We start from the raw sequence: 263 nt of genomic DNA on the forward strand, positions 1-263 counted from the left end.
AACGTCCTACTCTCACAGGGACAAGGTCCCAACTACCATCGGCGCTAGAGAGCTTAACTTCCGTGTTCGGTATGGGAACGGGTGTGACCTCTCTGCCATCATTACCAGACTTTTATCATTATACACATTCTTTTCAGAATGTCAAAAGGAATTTTAAATATATATTCCTTCAAAACTAGATAACATTTGCTTCATATTATATGGTTAAGTCCTCGATCTATTAGTATTCGTCAGCTCCACATGTCACCATGCTTCCACCTCGA

1 rRNA gene is annotated in these 263 nt (G+C 40.7%); it reads right to left on the reverse strand.

The features are described from left to right. Positions 1-109, reverse strand: a 5S ribosomal RNA gene (rrf, locus tag MR071_RS25230); the annotation flags it as partial. Between the last annotated feature and the right edge of the window lie 154 nt (positions 110-263).

Source organism: Bacillus cereus group sp. BfR-BA-01316 (assembly GCF_022664195.1).
Lineage (GTDB): Bacteria > Bacillota > Bacilli > Bacillales > Bacillaceae_G > Bacillus_A.